Annotated in this window: 19 protein-coding genes; 9 read left to right on the top strand and 10 right to left on the bottom strand. The window is 67.6% G+C overall.

Annotated features, from left to right (window positions below):
- The first annotated feature begins 39 nt into the window (after positions 1-39).
- The 3 genes from QP457_RS15960 to QP457_RS15950 are packed head-to-tail and all read left to right on the top strand — an operon-like array spanning position 40 to position 2,039.
- Entirely contained in the window at positions 40-618 is a 579-nt protein-coding gene (locus QP457_RS15960) for an RNA polymerase sigma factor (RefSeq protein WP_180166253.1), read from the top strand.
- Entirely contained in the window at positions 615-1,148 is a 534-nt protein-coding gene (locus QP457_RS15955) for a hypothetical protein (protein WP_099818959.1), read from the top strand. The genes QP457_RS15960 and QP457_RS15955 overlap by 4 nt, the downstream gene beginning before the upstream one ends.
- Positions 1,149-1,160: 12 nt before the next feature.
- Positions 1,161-2,039 carry a DUF4097 family beta strand repeat-containing protein gene (locus tag QP457_RS15950; protein WP_180166255.1) on the top strand — a complete coding sequence of 293 codons (879 nt, stop codon included), beginning with the start codon at positions 1,161-1,163 and terminating at the stop codon, positions 2,037-2,039.
- Positions 2,040-2,088: 49 nt separating this feature from the next.
- Here the strand turns inward: QP457_RS15950 and QP457_RS15945 are convergent, their stop codons facing one another.
- The 3 genes from QP457_RS15945 to QP457_RS15935 form a co-directional block, all read right to left on the bottom strand.
- Positions 2,089-2,271 (bottom strand): hypothetical protein, encoded by a 183-nt coding sequence (locus QP457_RS15945; protein ID WP_025879072.1) that lies wholly within the window; start codon positions 2,269-2,271, stop codon positions 2,089-2,091.
- Positions 2,272-2,282: 11 nt separating this feature from the next.
- Positions 2,283-2,531 (bottom strand): YkgJ family cysteine cluster protein, encoded by a 249-nt coding sequence (locus tag QP457_RS15940; RefSeq protein WP_240196701.1) that lies wholly within the window; start codon positions 2,529-2,531, stop codon positions 2,283-2,285.
- Positions 2,532-2,806: 275 nt separating this feature from the next.
- Positions 2,807-4,177, bottom strand: a complete 1,371-nt coding sequence (locus QP457_RS15935) for an Hsp70 family protein (protein ID WP_205406237.1) — start codon at positions 4,175-4,177, stop codon at positions 2,807-2,809.
- A gap of 179 nt (positions 4,178-4,356) precedes the next feature.
- On the opposite strand from QP457_RS15935, the gene QP457_RS15930 reads away from it, so the two are divergent.
- On the top strand, positions 4,357-4,692 hold the full coding sequence (locus tag QP457_RS15930) for a zinc ribbon domain-containing protein YjdM (protein WP_099818962.1): 336 nt from the start codon (positions 4,357-4,359) through the stop codon (positions 4,690-4,692).
- A 7-nt stretch (positions 4,693-4,699) separates the two neighbouring features.
- Here QP457_RS15930 and QP457_RS15925 read toward each other — a convergent pair whose 3' ends face one another.
- Positions 4,700-5,857: a tetratricopeptide repeat protein gene (locus tag QP457_RS15925; RefSeq protein ID WP_180166256.1), complete on the bottom strand. Its 1,158-nt coding sequence runs from the start codon at positions 5,855-5,857 to the stop codon at positions 4,700-4,702.
- Between the two features lie 228 nt (positions 5,858-6,085).
- Between QP457_RS15925 and QP457_RS15920 the strand changes: the two genes are divergently transcribed.
- The 4 genes from QP457_RS15920 (at position 6,086) to QP457_RS15905 (ending at position 8,956) form a co-directional block, all read left to right on the top strand.
- Positions 6,086-6,688 carry a hypothetical protein gene (locus tag QP457_RS15920; protein ID WP_089236395.1) on the top strand — a complete coding sequence of 201 codons (603 nt, stop codon included), beginning with the start codon at positions 6,086-6,088 and terminating at the stop codon, positions 6,686-6,688.
- 49 nt (positions 6,689-6,737) lie between these two features.
- Complete coding sequence (locus QP457_RS15915) at positions 6,738-6,917, top strand: oxidoreductase-like domain-containing protein (RefSeq protein WP_286041622.1); 180 nt, start codon at positions 6,738-6,740, stop codon at positions 6,915-6,917.
- The gene (locus QP457_RS15910) at positions 6,914-7,531 is read left to right on the top strand and encodes a DUF998 domain-containing protein (RefSeq protein ID WP_205406235.1); all 618 of its coding nucleotides are present in this window, start codon (positions 6,914-6,916) and stop codon (positions 7,529-7,531) included. The genes QP457_RS15915 and QP457_RS15910 overlap by 4 nt, the downstream gene beginning before the upstream one ends.
- A gap of 96 nt (positions 7,532-7,627) precedes the next feature.
- Positions 7,628-8,956, top strand: coding sequence for an AcvB/VirJ family lysyl-phosphatidylglycerol hydrolase (locus QP457_RS15905; protein WP_275890711.1), 1,329 nt, complete (start codon positions 7,628-7,630; stop codon positions 8,954-8,956).
- A 284-nt stretch (positions 8,957-9,240) separates the two neighbouring features.
- Here QP457_RS15905 and mprF read toward each other — a convergent pair whose 3' ends face one another.
- Entirely contained in the window at positions 9,241-11,805 is a 2,565-nt protein-coding gene (mprF, locus tag QP457_RS15900) for a bifunctional lysylphosphatidylglycerol flippase/synthetase MprF (protein WP_205406234.1), read from the bottom strand.
- Between the two features lie 193 nt (positions 11,806-11,998).
- Here mprF and QP457_RS15895 point away from each other — a divergent pair, with 193 nt between their 5' ends.
- Positions 11,999-12,346, top strand: a complete 348-nt coding sequence (locus tag QP457_RS15895; protein WP_025879081.1) for a RidA family protein — start codon at positions 11,999-12,001, stop codon at positions 12,344-12,346.
- 82 nt (positions 12,347-12,428) lie between these two features.
- Here the strand turns inward: QP457_RS15895 and QP457_RS15890 are convergent, their stop codons facing one another.
- From QP457_RS15890 to QP457_RS15870, 5 genes are all read right to left on the bottom strand, one after another.
- Entirely contained in the window at positions 12,429-12,803 is a 375-nt protein-coding gene (locus QP457_RS15890) for a hypothetical protein (RefSeq protein ID WP_180166260.1), read from the bottom strand.
- Positions 12,804-13,624: 821 nt separating this feature from the next.
- On the bottom strand, positions 13,625-14,038 hold the full coding sequence (gene rnfB, locus QP457_RS15885; protein ID WP_100461287.1) for an Rnf electron transport complex subunit RnfB: 414 nt from the start codon (positions 14,036-14,038) through the stop codon (positions 13,625-13,627).
- A 24-nt stretch (positions 14,039-14,062) separates the two neighbouring features.
- Positions 14,063-14,653, bottom strand: a complete 591-nt coding sequence (locus QP457_RS15880; protein WP_205406252.1) for an HAD family hydrolase — start codon at positions 14,651-14,653, stop codon at positions 14,063-14,065.
- 76 nt (positions 14,654-14,729) lie between these two features.
- Positions 14,730-16,808 (bottom strand): methionine--tRNA ligase, encoded by a 2,079-nt coding sequence (metG, locus tag QP457_RS15875; protein ID WP_205406233.1) that lies wholly within the window; start codon positions 16,806-16,808, stop codon positions 14,730-14,732.
- 102 nt (positions 16,809-16,910) lie between these two features.
- Complete coding sequence (locus QP457_RS15870; protein WP_205406232.1) at positions 16,911-17,360, bottom strand: DUF2147 domain-containing protein; 450 nt, start codon at positions 17,358-17,360, stop codon at positions 16,911-16,913.
- Positions 17,361-17,416 lie beyond the last annotated feature (56 nt).

Here is a 17,416-nt window from a genome sequence, read left to right as displayed (position 1 = left end):
AGATCTAAACCTTTTTCCGGCAGGCCGCATCCAACGGATATGCTCGACACCACCATGCCCGCGCCGCCTGCCGCCAACGACGTCGTCGACGAAACCGCTTTGGTGCGTGCGGCGGCGGCCGGCGATACCGCTGCCTACGAACTGCTGTATCGGCGGCACTCGCCGCGGGTGTTTGCCACCCTGTGGCGGCTGTGCGGCGGCCAGCAGGCACGTGCCGAGGATGCACTGCAGGAGGCGTTCCTGCAGGCATGGAAGGCACTGCCCGGCTTTCGTTTCGAGAGCAGCGTGTCGACCTGGCTGCATCGGTTGGGGGTCAACGCCGCGTTGATGGAACTGCGCGGCCGCGCCGCCGGGCATGACCACGACAGCCTGGACGACGTTGACGGTGGGATACCAGAGATGGCGGTGCATGACGGCTGCGCCGGCACCGAACGCGATCTGGAACGCGCATTGGCGACCCTGCCACCGCGCGCACGTGCGGTGCTGGTGCTGCACGATATCGAAGGCTGGAAACACCATGAAATCGCCGGCCAGCTGCAGATGGCGGTCGGTAGTTCCAAAGCACAGCTGCATCGCGCGCGTGGCCTGCTGCGCGCGCGGCTGGGAGACATGACATGAGTACACACGACCACGATTCCGACCACGACCTGCTGGCCCGGCTGCGCGCGCTGCCGAGCGAACGCAGCGTACCCACCGATGGCTGGGAACGCCTGTCGGCGCGGTTGCCACCCCGCGAGCCGGTTGCCGCGCAGGTGCCGACGGACAACGTAGTGGCGTTGCCACTGCGCAGCCGTCGACGCTGGTGGTTGCCGGTTGGCGCGGCGCTGGCGGCCAGCCTCGCGCTCTACGCGGTGGCGCCATGGCGGCATGCGCAGCTGGACGCGCCGGCACCGTCCGCCCTGCAACTGCAGGCCGCGGCGATGACCGAGCAGTACCAGCAGGCCGTGGCTTCGCTGCCTGATGGGCGGGCGCCGGAATGGCAGCCCGCCCTGCACGAACTGGATGAAAGTGCGGCACAGATCCGTGCCGCGCTGGCGCAGGACCCGCGTGCACCGCACCTGCTTGGCCAGCTCAGGCGCACTTACGCGCTGCGGCTGGAACTGACCCGGCAGGCGGCCTATGCCGCCGAATCCGGCTTGACGACCTGAGGAGACCCCCCGATGCGAACCCTTTTCCCCTTCTGCGCGGCCCTGCTGCTGGTGCCCACCATGGCGCTGGCCGACACCCGCATCGACGAACGCCACACGCTGGCTGCGGGCGGTCGTATCGAATTGAGCAATGTGGCCGGCAAGGTGAGCGTGCGCGGCTGGGACCGCAACGACGTGCAGCTTACCGGCACGCTCAGCGACGGCCTGCAGCTGCGCCAGGAAAAGAGCGCCAACCGTGTGCGTTGGGAAATCGAGTATCCGCGACGCGGCAACAGTGGCGGCGCCACCCTGACCCTCAACGTGCCGCGCTCGGTGGAACTGCTGCTGAGCACGGTCAGTGCCAGCCAGGACATCAGCGGCATTGACGTGCGCCGCCTGCAGGCCGATACGGTCAGTGGCAGCCTGAGTGCATCGGGTCGCAGTGGCGACAGCAAGCTCAATACGGTCAGTGGCAGTGTCAATGCGCGACTGCAGACGCCGAAGCTGGACGTGAACACGGTCAGTGGCCGCATCGAAGCCGGCGGCGGCGTGTCGGGCGATATCGGTGCGCAGACGGTGTCCGGCCGGGTCGAGGTCGACGCCGGTCGCGTGCAGCGGCTTGCGGTGGAAACCGTGTCGGGCAGCATCGACCTGTCGGCGGCCGGGCTGGCGCCGGGCGGACGCATCAACGTGGAGTCGGTCAGTGCATCGGTCAGCCTGCGGCTGCCGCGCACGGTGTCGGCGCAGCTGTCGGTGAACAGCTTCAGCGGGTCGATCAACAGCGACGCCGGCAAGGTCGAGCGGCCGCGCTATGGACCGGGCAGCAGCCTGGATGCCCGCCTGGGCAGCGGCGACGGCGATATCCGCGTGCAGTCGCACTCGGGCAGTGTGCAGGTACGCCTGGACCGCTGAGCGCGGCCCGGCAGGCCGCGGCGGCAGCGCCGCCGCGGTCGGGGGTGGGTCAGCTGGCTTTCTTCAGCGCCCAGGTGGTACCGAGAACTTCAATCTTGCCACCGCTCTTGCGGAACGCGGCCAGGTCGGAGGCGATCGAGTCGCTGTTGACCACGGTGCTGGCGGATGCGCCCTTGCGTTCGCTGCGGATGCTGTTGCTGGCCTTCGCGGGGGTCTTTGCCTTGCGGGGCATGGTTGCTCCTGTCAGGTGGAAGGGGAGGAAAGCGCGCAGGACTCAGCCTGGCGCAGGTAGTCCTGCCGCTCGCGGCGGCAGTCGTCGCCGCCCATCGAGAACTGGCGGCAGATCGCCGGGCGCTGCGAATAGATCGTGCAGCGCAGGTGATACGGATCGATCGCCGCGCACCAGCCTTCCTCGTTGCGCGCCATCACGGCACGGCCGTGGGCGTCGCGCGACAGGAGCTGGCCGGGCACGTGGTCGCCGGGCTGCAGCAGGACCGGCAACCGGCAACAGACCGCGTCACAACGGCGGCAGTCGATGGGTGCTGGTTCAGCGTCAGGTTGTACGGCCACAGGGGCCTGGCGGGTGCCCAAAGCGGGTCTCGATGGCGGCTCGGGTAGTACGCAGACCATGTTCGAGCCAGAGGGCATGGTCGCCAGACCCGCTGGGCGGGGCAGGCTGCACCATGGGTACACACACCGGCGAGGCCAGCGGAAGGTGCAGCGGTTTTCTAGCCGGCCAAGGGTAGCGCAGACCGCGTAACGTTTTGTTAATCCCGGCTGGCTGCCGCCAGCGCAAGGCCTTGGACGACTCCCAGCGAGGGCTCGCCGTGGACCATGCGGGCGCCCGGGAAGGCCTCGGCAGCGGCCTGCCGCAGGTAGCGGGCGCGGGACATGCCGCCGGTCAGGAACACCGCGTCCGGGTCGCCGCCGATGTCATTGCGGACCTGCGCAAGCAGTTCGCGGATCTGGGTCAGGTAACCATGGGCGGCGGCGGCCAGACCGTCGGCGCTGTTGTCCACGTGCAGGTCGCGGGCGATGTAGTCCAGTGTGCTGCGATGCTCGCTGGCGCCGCTGAGGGCGATCTTGGCGCGCTCGACATCGCGGTACAGGCGGGCAGTGTTGCCGGTGTCCTGCAGTGCCTGCAGGCGCGCGCCCCACGGCGCATCCACGTTGTCGTAGTTGTGCTGGCGGAACTCGCGCTGGCGGGTCATGTCCTGCACGGTGGCCGCTTCCACGTAGTGGTGGGTGGGTACGCGGGTGATGCCACGGCCGAACAGCGGCATGTAACCGGACAGGCTCAGGGCCAGGTCGATATCGGTACCGCCGCGGGCGATACCCCAGGCACGGTGGATGCGTGGCGCTTCGCTGCCGCCCACTTCGGCGTGTGCGATGTCGGTGGTGCCGCCGCCGATATCGACGATCACCGCCTGATGGCGATCGCTGCTTTCAGCGTGGTAATGCATGGCTGCGGCGGCGGGCTCTTCAAGGAAGTCGATCTGGTCGAAGCCGGCCTGGCTGGCCGCTTCGCGCAGGATGTCCAGGGCCTGGTCGTTGCCGGCCTCACCGATCGAACTGCGGAACTGCACCGGGCGGCCGAGCAGGGCGCTGCGCAGCGGCTGGCCGAGCTGGGCACTGGCAGTCAAGCGGATGTGTTCGAGGATGTGCGCGGCGATGCCGGTGATGGTCTGCCGTGCGCGCGGGTGCAGGTTGTAGCCGAGCATGGACTTCGGGCTCTGCACGAGGTTGCCCTCGTGCTCCTCGAAATACGCTTCCAGCGCGTCGTCGCCATAGACCGCGTTCTGCAGCAGGTCGCTGGCACTGCGTTCCTTTCCAGCGCGCGCCTCCATCCACTCCCGGCGCAGGGCGCGCAAGGCCTCGCGGCGCAGGGCCTGTGGCGTGCGTTCCTGGCCGGCGGCGCGGGCGGCGCGGGCGGCACGGGCGGCGCTGTCGATCAGCTGCTGCAGTTCGTGTTCCTGCCCGGCGTCGAGCTGGAAATCCTCCGGATCGGGCACCACGCCGGGGAAGTAGACGCTGGTACGGAACTGTTCGGCCTCGCCGAAGCGGATCGGCAGCAGCGTCCCATCACGCACGATGGCGGCGGCGGAGTTGCTGGTACCGAAGTCGATGCCGAGGCGCATGGGGAGGTCCGGGGACGATCAGGGGCCGCGCACTCTGCTGGAGTTTGCCGCGCGCTGCAAGTTCCGGTGCCTGCCTTGTGCGGGGGCGGGCGGGGGCCCAGCCGGGACGCCGCCGGAAAATGAACGAAAAGGCCGGGCGGTTACAATGGCGGCTGTTGATTCATTTTGAGGTACTTGCGATGTCTTCTGTTCCCGCCTGCCCGCAGTGCACCCTGGAAAACACCTATGCCGATGGCGCGCTGTGGATCTGCGCCGACTGCGGCTTCGAGTGGACGGCCGAAGAAGGTGCTGGCTCGACCCTGGTCGTGCGTGACAGCAACGGCAATACCCTGCAGACCGGCGACACCGTCACCGTGATCAAGGACCTGAAGGTCAAGGGTTCCTCGATCCCGCTCAAGCAGGGCACCGTGATCCGCAACATCCGCCTGGTCGAAGACGATGCCGAACACATCGAAGGCAACTCGGACAAGATCAAGGGGCTGGTGCTGAAGACCTGCTTCCTCAAGAAGGCCTGATCGCGCCTCAGCGCTTGGCCTGCTGCGCCCGCCAGCGGGCCAGGCTGTCCAGCTTGGCCTGGTAGCGGGCCTGCTGGGTTGAACCGCCCAGTTCCTGCGCCCGCAGCAGTTCGCGGTCTGCACGCTGCAGCCGGCCGGTCAGGAAATACACCCGCGCCAGGCCGAAGTGGAACTGGTGCGCGGTGTCGTACAGGCGCACCGCCCGCCGGTAGTACGTGATCGCCTTGTCCAGGTCGCCAGCGCGTTCGGCCTGGGCGCCCTGCATGTACTGCGCGAACGGATCCTCGCGCTGCACCGACTGCAGTTTCTTCTGCATCGACTGCGCCTGCGCGGTCATGCCGAGCTTGCGATAGAGCGCACTGGCGTTGTTCAGCGCGGCACTCTGGCGGCCGTCCAGGCGCAGGGCGGTGTCCAGCGCCGTGCGAGCTCCCTGGTCGTCACCCAGGCGGTTGTCGAGCACGCCAATGTTGTTCCATGTCGAGGCGAAGCTTGGGTCCTGCGCCAGCGCGGCATCGAAGAAGGCACGCGCGCCGCTCAGGTCGCCGTCGGCCAGATGTTCCGCGCCACGGTTGTTGTAGTAGTGCGCCAGCGCCCGCTCACGGCCGATGGGCTGCGGCCCATGGCGGTCGTACAGCACGTTGCGGTCCAGGTCGACGGTGCCGTAGCGGCCGCCGACATCCACGCCGGCGTTGACGTGCCCGACGTTGTAGACCACGCCCTGGTCCTGGTCCTGGTACCACGACACTACCTGGCCGACTTCCTGCACCCGCGCCTGGATGCCGGCCTCACGGGCGAGGGTGACGAACAGCAGGGTGAAGGCGAGGCAGTTGGCGCGCTGGTGCTGCCAGATCTCGCTGACGGTGTAGGTCGCATCGGCGTCGTACTGCAGGTCCAGGCCGTGCTGGCTGAAGATCATTTCCACCAGCGCCTGCAGGCGCTGATCGCGCGAGTAACTACGGCTGATCACCTGTTTCTGCAGCATCTCGCGCATCGCCGGCGGGATCGCGAACACCTGTTCGGGCGTCGGCACGCTGGCGGCGGTGACCTTTACGGTGGAGATGGTCGGGATGGCGGGCGCAGGAGCCGCAGCATCCTGCGCGGACAGGGCTGGCGCGCCGAGCGCGGCCAGTGACAGGAGAAAGCATCGAGCGGCAAGACGGCGCATGACGGTTTCCGGCAGCGGCGGGCGCTCCCGCCTGCAGCCAGTGTAGACCTGCATGTGGCGGTCCGCATCCACTGGCGATCAGCGCGTCGATCATCCACAGCCGGTGTGGACCAGCGCGCGACAAACCTGTGGACAACTGCTGCCGGGCCTTGCCTGGCGCGGCGCGTGAAATGATGGTGAAAAAACAGCCAGCTTGCCCGGCGTTGCCAAGGGCGGGATCATCCACGCATGGACTTCGCCCCGCTGACCCTCGCTCCCGCGCACTGGCAGGCACTGCAGGATGCCTATGCGACGCCGCCGCGCGCCTACCACCACTTCGGCCACGTGCGCGCGGTCCTGCAGCATTGCCAGGCGGTGGCCGAGGGGCCGGGCTGGCAGCAGCCGGCCGAGGTCTACCTGGCGGCGCTGTACCACGATGCGGTCTACCAGGCCGGGCGCAAGGACAACGAGGCAAAGTCGGCAGCGCTGGCCCTGCAGGCCATCGCGGACTCACCGGAGCTGGCATCGGTGGACGCCGGCCGGGTCGAGCAGTTGATCCTGCTTACCGCCCGCCATGGCGCGCTGGGCCCGGCCGATGTCGATGCCGAAGCCGCGTTGTTCCTCGATTGCGACATGGCGATCCTGGCGGCGCCGGAAGCGGTGTTCTCCGCCTACGACCGTGGCGTGGCCGAAGAGTACAAGGGCGTGGTGCCGGGCTTCCTGTACCGCGCCGGGCGCCGGCGCTTCCTGCAGGGGCTGCTGCGTGCGCCGCGGATCTTCCTCAGCGACTTTTTCGACCAGCGGCTTGATGCTGCCGCGCGGGCCAACCTGCGCCGCCAACTGGGCGCCTGAGCGCGCCGCTACACTATCCACCTGCAACCGCGTGGTGTTGTTTCCAGCCGTGACCGTCTCCGATACCCCTGCCGATCCCCGTCCGCTGCCGCCGGAAGAACCCGGCCCCAACGAATGCTGCGGCAGTGGCTGCCCGCTGTGCGTGCTCGACCTGTACACCGAGGAGCTGCAGCGTTACCGCAAGGCGCTGGCTGACTGGAAGGCACGGCACCCGGACGCCGACCCATGAGTCGTGCCCGTCCAGCCGCGATGCTGGCGCTGGTGGCACTGCTGTTGTTCGTGGCGACCGCGTTGTGGACGCAGTTCGCGCGTGCGGATCTGGATTGGGTGAAGGCTACCCTGAGCCTGTACCTGCATGGGCCGTGGGGCTTGGCGCTGCGCACGGCCTATTGCCTGCTGGCACTGGCCATCGCCGTGCTCGGTATTGCGTTGTACCGGTACAGCGTGGGGCCACGGCGCAGCGCAGCGGCACCGTTGCTGTTCTGCGTGGCTGCCGGCGGCCTCGCCACCGTTGCCATCGGTGACAGCTGGCTGCCCGAGGCAACACCGTTGCTGGCACCGCTGATCCACGGGCTGGCCGCCAACACCGCCTTCCTGTGCGCCAGTGTCGGCATGCTGCTGCAGGCCTGGTACCTGCGCCGCGAGCCTGGCTGGCAAGGCAATGCGGCGCTGCTGTGGGGCTGGGCATGGCTGGCCTTCGTGCTGCTGTGGATGCACGTGCTCTGGCGCGGCGGTCCGCCGCGTGGGCTGGGGCAGAAGCTGGTGATCGCCGTGATCGTTGGCTGGCTGCTGTGGCTGGCGCTGGCGCTGTATCGCCGCGGGCGTGCCACCGGCATCCGCTGAATCGACTACCCGCTGCGTTGCGGGTCGCCTGTACCGGTACGTGCCGTGCACGCAGTGGCGGCGTATCGTGTGCGCATTCCAACGGGATGCGAAACGATGCGTGCAGGGCTGGGCAGGGCGATGGGACTGGTGTTGGCGCTGGCGGCGTTGCCAGCGGTGGCGGCAGTGCAGCAGGTCAGCCACGGACGCTTCGATCAGGTACCGGTGCATGTGCCGGCCGGGGCGCCACAACGGGTGGTGATCTGGTTCCATGATGGTGCTGATGCCGGCCGCAGCCCGATCGAAGCGCTGCGTGCCGATGGTGCGCTGGTCGCATCGGTGGATGTGGCCCACCTGCGCGGCGTGCTCAAGCGCGAAGGCAACAGCAGCTGCGCGTTCGGGGCGGGCGATGTCGAGAATTTCTCGCGTTGGGTGCAGGCATTCCTGCATCTACCGGGGTATCACCTGCCATTGGTCGGTGGCAGCGGCGAAGGCGCCGAACTGGCCTATGCGCTGGCAGCGCAGGCCGACACCCAGGTCTTCGCCGGCCTGTTGACCTCGGGTTTCTGCCCGGCGCACACGCACGAGCGCATGGTCTGCGGCGATGGCGTGAAGCACGACCGCCTGCAGCCCAGTGAACTGAATTTCCCGTGGTTGAACGCGGCCGGTGCGCCGGGGTGTTCAACCAACAGTGCAGGCCCGTTCGTGCAGCAGGTTGCGATGGCCCGTGAATTCAAGCGCACCGTTGCCGGCGATGCGACACCGGGGCTGGTGGCAGCCGCCCGGGTGATCGGCGCGCAGGCCGGGGTCGCGCTGGCACCGCCGCCGGATGCCCTGAAGGGTCTGCCGGTAGTGGAAGTGCCGGCGCAGGGCAGCGGTGACACACTGGCGGTGTTCGTTTCCGGCGATGGTGGCTGGGCCGGCCTGGACAAGGATGTAGCGGGTGCCCTGGCCGAACATGGCGTGGCGGTGGTTGGCCTCGATTCGCTGCGTTACTTCTGGAGCGAACGCACGCCGCAGGGATTTGCTGTCGATCTGCAGAAGATCATCGGTCACTACCGCCAGCAATGGCAGCGCGACAAGGTGATGTTGATCGGTTTCTCGCAGGGCGCTGATGTGCTGCCGGCCACCATCAACCAGCTGGATGCGGGCACCCGCGCCGGTCTCGAGCGCATCGTGCTGCTGTCGGTGGGCAGGAACGCCGACTTTGAATTCCATGTCAGCAACTGGCTGGGCGGTGGCGGCGACGGTTTGCCGATCGCGCCGGAAGTGGCCAAGCTGCCGGCGGACAGAACTCTGTGCGTATACGGCGACAAGGACAAGGACGCGCTGTGCCCCGATCTGCCGGGCAACGACGGCGTGCACAAGGTCAAGCTGCCGGGCGACCATCACTTCGGCGGTGACTACGATCGCTTGGCCGAGGTGATCCTCAAGGGCGGCGCGTAGGTCCCTGGTAGACGCCGACCTTCGTCGGCGCTGCGGCTTGGACCATCACGGAAGGGAGCGTGTCGACCAAGGTCGACACCTACCGGGCGGCAGGTAGCGCCGGGCCATGCCCGGCGGATCGTGACCTCAATTCCGCCGCGGGTAAGGACGGCGCGTAGGCCTCTGGTAGACGCCGACCTTGGTCGGCGCTGCGGCTTGGACCATCACGGAAGGGAGCGTGTCGACCAAGGTCGCTACCTACCGGGCGGCAGGTAGCGCCGGGCCATGCCCGGCGGATCGTGACCTCAATTCCGCCGCGGGTCCAGCGAGATCAGCCGCGTGGCATCCAGCAGCGCGGCCGGCAGGTGCATGCCGCCGGGCGCGGCCAGGTAGCGCGGTCGCCACTGCGGATCGAACTTCGACTTGAACCGGCGCAGGCCGCTGAAGCCATAGAAGCGCTCGCCATGCCGCGCGAGCAGGCCGGCCAGGCGGTTCCAGCGACCGGCCAGGCGGTGCTGGGCCAGGCCGGACAGCGGCGCCATGCCCAGCGAGAATCGCGCATACCCCTGTGCGCGCCCCCACAGGAACAGCTCGATGAACAGGAAATCCATCGTGCCCTTCGGTGCGTCGCTGACGTGGCGCATCAGATCCACTGACAACTCAGCGCCAGCTGGTGCCTGCCACAGGTTGGCAAAGGCCACGATCCGGCCTTCGGCTTCGACCAGGGCGATCGGGAAACGCACCAGATAATCCGGGTCGTAGCTGCCCAGCGAGAAGCCCTTCTCGTCGCCGGACTTGTCGTCCAGCCACGCGTTGGAAATGGCATGCAGGCGTGGCAGCAGGGCAGGGATTTCTTCCGCCGGTGCAACGCGGAAGGACAGCCCGCCGCGCTTGCCGCGGTTCCAGGCTTGCCGCAGGTCGGCACGCTCGCGGCCTTCCAGGCCGAAGTCGTGCAGCGGCACCATGGCCTCTTCACCCAGCTTGACCAGGCCCAGGCCGAGATCGAGATAGGTCTGCCAATACGCCTCACCCACCTGGTAGAACACCGGGCGCAGGCCGAGCCGGTCGGCTTCCTCGCGGAAGCGCCAGATCAGTGCACGCGCCACCTCGGGTGGCCCGACCGGATCGCCCATCGCGATCAGGGAACCGCCGTAGCGCTGCATCATCACAAAGCCCTTGTGTTCCGCATCGCGCAGTACCGCCTTGTCGGCGGTCAGCACCAGGCAGGCCTGGGTGTCGGTAGCGCCGGCCAGCACCGGTGCCAGCGCCTGCAGGGTTGCATCGTCGGCAGGCGGCAGCGGGCTGCGCGTGCTGTGCAGCAACCGCGCCAGCCCGAACATCACCAGTGCCATCGCCACCAGCAGCAGCGCACGCAGCGCGCGCGGTGCATTGCCGGACACCGCGAACTGCCACCACAGCTCGTTCTGGTATTCGACATGGCTGTAAGTGAAGAACAGCAGCCACGTCACCGCCACCAGCACCAGGCCGAGGTTGCGCAGCCATGGCCACGACCAGGCTTCGTCCAGCAGCGCGCCCTGGCGATAGAACTCGCGTCGCGCCGCCCACAGCGCCATCGCCACCAGCAGCGCCGACAAGGCGATCAGTGGTTGGCCGCCGCGCAGCCAGATCGGCAGCGGCGCGATCACGCAGATCGCCATCGCCAGCATCCACGCCGCGTGGCTGCGGCGGGCCAGGCCCTGGCCGATCAGCAGCAGGGCGACGCCGCCCAGGCTGCCGATCAGGTGCGAGGTTTCCAGGATCGGCAGCGAGGCATTGATCAGGTGCCGCCGTGGTGTGGGCAGGGTGCCGTCGATGACCAGCGCGGCGCCGACACTGAAGGCCGCCAGCGCGATGATCTGCGGCAACCACGGACGCAGCGCGTACCAACCAGCTCGGGTTGCGCCTGCGCTGGCCTGCAGCGGTTGCCGCAGTGCGGGTGCCAGTGCCAGCACGGTGGCCAGCAGCAGCGGCAGCACGTAGTAGCTGACGCGGTAGATCAACGCCGCCGCCAGCACCGCCGCGGGCGCCACCTGCGGCAGCAGCTTCAGCAGGCTCCACTCGAACACACCCAGGCCGGCCGGTACGGTGGAGACCAGACCGGCCAGCACGGCGACCAGATACAGGCCGACGAAACCGGGCAGGCCGGTCGGCGTGGAATCCGGCAGCAGCACGTAGAACGCGGCACTGGCCAACACCAGCTCGACCACGCTGAGCACGGTGACACCCAGCATGGTGCGTCGGTCGGGCAGCCACAGGCCATGGCCGAAGATGCGGAACTGGCGACCGTCGCGACCGACCAGGATGAAGGTGGCGGCAAAGGCGATCAGTGCAACGATGCCGACCACGCGCACTGCAGCGGGATCCAGCGGCAGCGCAAGCGCGGCAGCGGCCGGCTCCATGCACAGCGCCACGCCGATCAGCAGCCACGCGCCGAAGATGAAGCCCAGCGTGCTCATCAGCACCACCTGGCCGATCTGTGCCAGGTCCAGGCCGGCACTGCGGTAGCCACGCAGGCGCACGGCACCACCGGTGAGTGCGGCAAAGCCCACGGTCTGACCCAGTGTATGGGCGAGGAAGGCGGTGATGCCGATCCGCGCCGGGTGCACGCGGATGCCGCTGCGGCGCAGGCCGATTGCATCGAAGCCGATCAGGCACGCGTAGCTGGCCAGACCGAGCAGCACGGTCAGTGCGATCTGGGCACCGCTGAGCTGACGGAAGGCCTGGCGGATCGCGCGATAGCCGTGCTCATCGAATTCACCGGCCAGCCCGTGCAGGGCCAGCGCCAGGATCAACAATGGAACGACGATGGTGACGACCCGCTTCCAGGTCGGGGCAGAGGCGGCAGGGACGGAATCGGTAGGGGCGGTCATCGGCGCAAGGGTGCGGCAGCAAGGGCGAGGGCGGTGTCAACGCAGGGCGTCGCGCATCGTGCGCCTGCCAGCGCGGTTTGACCAGCGGTGCGGCTGTGCCGCCGCTGGCGGTATTCAGTGGCCGCACCGGGCACACACTTGCAACGCCGGCTGGGTGAGAATGCAGTTCAGACCACCCGCAGGAGCCACGCCCATGATGGAGCGTTACGACGTCGGACCGCGCATGTCCGAGATGACCGTGTACAACAAGGTCGCCTACCTTTCCGGCCAGATTCCGGAGGACACCAGCCAGGACATCACCGGGCAGACCCGGCAGGTGCTGGCCGAGATCGACAAGCTGCTGGCGCTGGTCGCCAGTGACCGCCAGCACGTGCTGCGTGCGGAGATCTTCCTGGCCGACATGGCTGACTTCGAAGGCATGAACAAGGCGTGGGACGAGTGGGTGGTGGAGGGCGCGACCCCGGCCCGTGCCACCGTCGAAGCCAAGCTTGCGCACGCCGAATGGAAGGTCGAGATCATCGTGACGGCGGCCGTGCCGTAATGACCGGACAGGGGTCAGATCCCTTTTCCTCCGGAAAAGGGATCTGACCCCGTTTGCCCGGGGGCTGACGCTGCAACATCCGTTACAGCGGCGGTTGTAACCGTGAGCTTGCCTGCGCACACAAGGCCAGGCAGGCCAGCATCAACCCTTCCATGACCCGGTCGCCGACGTATTCCTCCGGCGCACCGTTCTGCCGGGTGCGTTCGGCGGCCAGCATGACCTCCTGCACCACCCGCAGCCCGGCCAGCGCGCAGTCGGCATCGGCCAGTGCCATGCACCGGCTGGGAAGTTGATGCCGCTCCGGCCACGCTTGGCCATCGGCTGCAGCGCCGGTGCCGATACGGCGCAAGGTCGCAACCAGCGTGTTGGGATCAAGCGCTGGCGACGGTTCCGTGTCCTCGCCGGCAGCAGCCGGGTCGAGGCAAGCGTGCAGATGACGATAATCCGATGCGTTCATGGCAAGGCTCCGTGCAGGACAGACGGTAGCCGCCACTCAAAGGTGGCGGACGGAGACGTGGCTCGAAAACCGGGACGCAAGACGAAACCGGTGGACCCGAAAGCCCCCACGCTCCGCCCGCCATAGCCGGCAGACGGATTGCCAGCCGGCGCCACGCAAAGTGACGCCGGCTGGCAAGCGTAAAAAACATCTTGCGTCGCGGGTTTTCGACACCCGGCCACCCTGTTCCGGTGGCTCACCATCTGTAAACCCGCTGCGGCGGAATGCCAATCAGACGAGTTGCATTGCTCGCACCATCAAGACGCTTTCAGCATTTTTGCATGCTGTTGAACGGCCTCAAGCGCAGCTGGCGCAAGGGTCGCGAATGATCGAGCAATCTGCGACATGCATCGTGATTCGATAGTTGCCAGTGCACACAGGGCAGGTCGTTTGCGACGAAGGTCCATGACGTCGGAAAGATGGTGCGGACCAAGGTCCGCACCTACCAACATCCCAGCCATAGCATTGCAGTTGCTCGACCGTCCGTGACGGATATCTGTCGGGGGCTGGTGGGCGGGGGCAAGCGGGACCGTTGGCGCCATGGGCCAGGCGCATGCCGCCTGGCGGGTTGGGCAGGACGCCCAACCCCGGTCTTGCCGTGTGCGCAGGATAGCGCACACGAGCAAGGCGCCATCGAGCCCCCATGGATGGGTTCACGGCGTGTCCCGCTTGCCCCCGCCCACCAGCCCGGACCATCAAACCCAGCCAGCCGACGCTCCGGCTGTTGCCGTTGCTGTTGCTTGAAAACGCGCAACGCGACGCCGCCGCGTCGCAAAAGAAACCTACACCAACACCAGCTCGATGCAATCCACCGGACACGGCGGAATACACAACTCGCAGCCGGTGCACAGATCTGCAATCACCGTATGCATGTACTTCGCCCCGCCGACGATCGCATCCACCGGGCACGCCTGTATGCACTTCGTACACCCGATGCAGTCAGCCTCCACGATCAACGCCACCTGCGGTGCCTTGTGCTCGCCCCGGCTGCGATCAAACGGCAGCGCCGGCACACCCAGCACCTGCGCCAACGCCCGCGCACCGGCATCGCCGCCCGGCGGACAACGATCCACCCCCACCTCGCCACGCGCCATCGCCTGCGCGTACGGGCGGCAGCCGTCGTAGCCGCATTGCCCACATTGGGTCTGCGGCAGCAAGCGGTCCAGGCGTTCGGTCAGGGGCGGAATCAGGCTCATGCGTGGCGAAGGCTGCGCGTGTGGTTACTTCAGGGGTTTGCCGCGGTACCAGCGCTCGTGCGCCAGCGCCAGCATCGGACGATCCTCGGCGCTGTCACCGTAGGCATGGATGCGTGTGTAGCGTGACAGATCGAACTGGCGACGGATGTGCTCGACCTTGCGCGGGCCACAATCGCCGCCGGCGTAGCGGCCGGTCAGGCGTCCGCTTTCGCTTTCCAGTCGATTGCAGATCAGCTGCAGGCCCAGTTGTTCGCACCACGGCCGCAGGTACAGATCCAGTGAACCGGATACCACCACTACGGTGTGCTGCTGCGCCTTGTGCCAGAGGATCTGCTCCAGCATTTCCGGACGCACGACATCGGGCAGGAACTCGCGGGAAAAGCCCGCCGCCAGCGTCTCGATGTCATCGGCGTGGCGCTCGCTGAAGGTCAACCGGGTCACCCGTGCACGGATGCGCTCGGCAGAGATCAGCTTCAGCTTGTACGCCAGCAGCCATGGGCCGACTTTCCACCACGCCTGTGCCAGCTGTTCGGCGGTGGCGACCCGGCGCAGGAAGCGGCCGTAGGTGTCGCAGGTGGTAACGGTGTGGTCGAAGTCGAACAGCGCCAGTTCCAACGCAGCATCTCCCATCACGGTACCTCCCTTCGCGGTGCTCAAGGCTGGGCGCGGCCGGGGCCGCGCCCGTGTTGCATCAACGCACTGGCATGCCCGGCTGCGCGCCGCTGTCGGCGTCCAGCAGGGCCAGCGCGCCGCCATCGAAACCGGCCGACAGGATCATGCCTTCGCTCAGGCCGAAGCGCATCTTGCGCGGGGCCAGGTTGGCGATGAACACCACGCTGCGGCCGACCAGTGCTTCCGGCTCGCCGTAGCTGGCGCGGATGCCGGAGAAGATCTGGCGCTTGCCGAGTTCGCCCGCATCCAGTTCGAAACGCAGCAGCTTGTCCGAACCTTCCACGAACTCGCACACCAGCACCTTGCCGATGCGCAGGTCGAGCTTGGCGAAGTCGTCGATGCCGATGTAGGCCGGCGCGTCAGCGCTGTTTGCTTCGTCCTTGGCCACCACCGGTGCGGCAGGCTTGCTTGCTTCAACCTTGGCAGCGGGGGCAGCCGCGGCGGCAGTCAGGGTGTCCTTGGAGGCGTCGATCATGGCGTCAATCTTCTTCGGGTCGATACGGGTGAACAGCGGGGTGTATTCGGTGATGCGGTGGCCCAGCAGCGGCTGCGCCAACTCGGTCCAGTCATTCACCGGTGCAGCCAGGAAGGCCTCGGCCTGCGCGGCGGTGGCCGGCAGCACCGGCTTCAAGGCGGTGACCAGCACGCGGAACAGGTTCAGGCCCTGGCTGCACACCGCCTGCAGCTGCGCGTCGGCGCCTTCCTGCTTGGCGATCACCCACGGCTTGACGTCATCGATGTAGCGGTTGGCTTCATCGGCCAGGGTCATGGTCAGGCGGATCGCCGCGGCCGGGTCGTTGCGCTCGTAGGCTTCACGGATCGGCGCCAAACCATCGACGAAGCGCTGGTACTGCGCCGCGTCGGGCAGCTGCGCGGCCAGCTGGCCATCGAAGCGCTTGCTGATGAAACCGGCGCAGCGGCTGGCGAGGTTGACGAACTTGCCGACCAGATCGGCGTTGACGCGGGCGATGAAGTCGCCCAGGTTCAGGTCGAGGTCGTCGACGCCGCCACCGGACTTGGCGGCGAAGTAGTAGCGCAGCGCTTCCGGTTCCAGGCCGGCATCCAGGAACGTACGCGCCATCACGAAGGTGCCGCGCGACTTGCTCATCTTCGCACCATCGACGGTCAGGTAGCCGTTGACGTGCAGGCGGGTCGGCGCGCGGTGGCCGGTGCCGTGCAGCACCGCCGGCCAGAACAGGCCGTGGAAATTGACGATGTCCTTGCCGAGGAAATGATGCAGCTCGGTGCTGGTGCCGGCGCGCAGGTGCGCTTCGAAATCCTCGCCGATCTTGCCGCACAACGTCTGGAAGCTGGACAGGTAGCCGATGGGCGCGTCCAGCCAGACGTAGAAGTACTTGCCCGGCTGGCCGGGGATCTCGAAACCGAAGTACGGCGCATCGCGCGAGATGTCCCACGCACGCAGGCCACCTTCGGCATTGAGCCATTCACCGAGCTTGGCCTTCACGCCGGGCAGGGCGACATCGCCGGCCAGCCAGTCGCGCAGGAAACCGTCGAAGTGGCCGACCTCGAAGAAGAAGTGCTCGGAATCGCGCATTTCCGGGGTGGCCCCGGAGATCACCGAGCGCGGTTCCTTCAGGTCGGTCGGCGCATAGGTGGCGCCGCAGACTTCGCAGTTGTCGCCGTACTGGTCGGCGCTGCCGCAGTTCGGGCAGATGCCCTTGACGTAGCGGTCGGGCAGGAACATGCCCTTGGCCGGGTCGTAGAACTGCGCCACCGAGCGACGGCTGATGTGGCCGGCCGCTTCCAGCTTCAGGTAGAACGCCTCGGTCAGCGCCTTGTTGGCGGCTGAATTGGTCGAGTCGTAGTGGTCGAAGGCGACGCCAAAGGCGGCGAAATCGCGTTCGTGACTGGCCTGGATGTTGGCGATGAAGGTTTCCGGGGTGACCCCGGCCTTCTCCGCAGCCAGCATGATCGGCGTGCCGTGGGTGTCGTCGGCGCACACGAACCAGGCCTTGCCGCCGCTCATTCGACGCGCACGCACCCAGATGTCAGCCTGGATGTAGCCGACCAGGTGGCCCAGGTGCAGCGGGCCGTTGGCGTAGGGCAGGGCGGTGGTGACGAGCGCGGTACGGGTCATGGTCACGGGGTGCAGCCAGGGGGAACCGGGGATTATCGCATGCCCGCAACGCGGTGACCCGGCCGGAGCCGGGTCACTGGGGGCCGTGCAGGACCGGTGCGCTTACTCGCGCACCCAGGTCTGCGTGCGGCAGATGAAGGCGATGCAGCCGGCCACATCCAGCTTGGTGCCACCCGCCTGGAGTTCCAGCTTGGACTTGTAGGTCTTGCCGTTGCCCGGGTCGAGGATGGTGCCGCCGGACCACTTGCTGGTGCTGCCCTTGTCCTGGGCCAGGTTCCAGAGGATGGTCATGCCGCGCACCGGCTTGTTCTTGTTGGCGCCTTCGCAACCGTCGCAGACCGGGTTCGGGCCCTTGTCCGAATGCAGGATCTCGACCACCCGGCCGGTCAGCGTGCCGTTGGCGGCCTGGCTGATCTCGACGATCGACTTCACCTTGCCGGTCTTGTCGTCGATGGTCTTCCAGCGGCCGGCGGCACTGTCGGCGGCCTGCGCGGAGAGCGCGGCCAGGCACAGCGGCAGCGCCAGCAGCAGGGTCTTGAAGGTCTTGCGCATGGTCCCCTCCCAGGGTTCATTCCGGCACGATGCCGGTACGGGTCGACTGTATACCC

It is taken from the genome of Stenotrophomonas sp. As-7, assembly GCF_030291015.1.
GTDB lineage: Bacteria > Pseudomonadota > Gammaproteobacteria > Xanthomonadales > Xanthomonadaceae > Stenotrophomonas > Stenotrophomonas lactitubi.
This window is presented reverse-complemented; position numbering and strand designations above follow the sequence as displayed.